A 1,013-nucleotide genomic window follows, 5' to 3' on the forward strand; every position below is an offset into this window, starting at 1 on the left:
ATCACCATGAATACCCGCATCCGTGAGAATATCGCCTTGGCTGAATCAGCCGGTAGTGGCAAAAGTATATTCGAGTATGATTTAAATTCCAACGGTGCAAAGGATTATCTTGCACTTACGGAGGAAATTCTTTCACGTAACCAATAACAACTATGGCAAAAAACAATATGGACATTCTGCTTGGCAATATTTTGGGCAGTGCTGCTATCAGCCCTGACAATAAAACAGTAGAACAAACACCCGAGACCAAGCCAATTCCGAAACAGGAAAAACGGTCAGTCAAGGCAGAACGTAAAGAGCAACTGGACAATTCCTGGCGGCATTTCTCCTTTATCTGCTCCAGGGAACTTGTAGATAAGGTACAGGCAATAGCTTACAAGGAGGGTTTCACTATACGTGCCTTTATGGAGTATGTGATGAAACAGGGCATCGAGGCATACGAGGCGAAGCATGGCAAGGCTCGGAAAGTCAAGTCCAAAAGCATCAATGATGTAATGTAAACGTGTATACACGTAGCCATGTGTACGTATAGGTATGTGTACGTGTAGCAATATATACATGTTTACACGTACACGTGAATACACAGATATATTCAAGTCAATAACAATCAAAATATTATGAATATGAATAAATACTTCTCATTTGCCATTGTAGTATTCCTAATGGCAGTACCATTGGTATTAACTTCTTGTGGCAAAGACAACATTTTGGATGATGTTGAAGAGCTTCAGCCGGAGTTGAAAGTATGGACGGAGCCTTATCATGTTGAAAGTTCAACCATAGACGAGGTCAAGAACTATATGGAGTTTTCAATGAAGCGATATGGTCTTGTATCGGAGGCAACAATAGCTGGTTCTATTCAACTCACTTACAAAACCGGCAACGGTAATGAGGGTATCCTATATAGCTTTTATGCTTCAAATGGGGAATTGTATTCGGTAATAGATACAGAGCTGATAGCTAATAGCCGTCTGGTTATCGACTATTTGAAGGAACATTATTCTCTGATTGTT

3 protein-coding genes are annotated in these 1,013 nt (G+C 40.4%); all 3 read left to right on the forward strand.

Annotated elements, in window-relative coordinates; all coding sequences use genetic code 11:
* Positions 1 to 147, forward strand: a 147-nt coding sequence (locus AB5935_RS28265) for a ParA family protein (RefSeq protein WP_368328139.1), incomplete at its 5' end; no start/stop codon positions are given.
* Positions 148 to 152: 5 nt separating this feature from the next.
* Positions 153 to 500 (forward strand): hypothetical protein, encoded by a 348-nt coding sequence (locus AB5935_RS28270; protein WP_004309324.1) that lies wholly within the window; start codon positions 153 to 155, stop codon positions 498 to 500.
* Between the two features lie 123 nt (positions 501 to 623).
* Positions 624 to 1,013: hypothetical protein (locus tag AB5935_RS28275; RefSeq protein WP_368328138.1), on the forward strand; the 390-nt coding region annotated here is incomplete at its 3' end.

It is taken from the genome of Phocaeicola sp. RTP21198st1_B8_RTP21198_201120 (assembly GCF_040929485.1).
GTDB lineage: Bacteria > Bacteroidota > Bacteroidia > Bacteroidales > Bacteroidaceae > Phocaeicola > Phocaeicola dorei.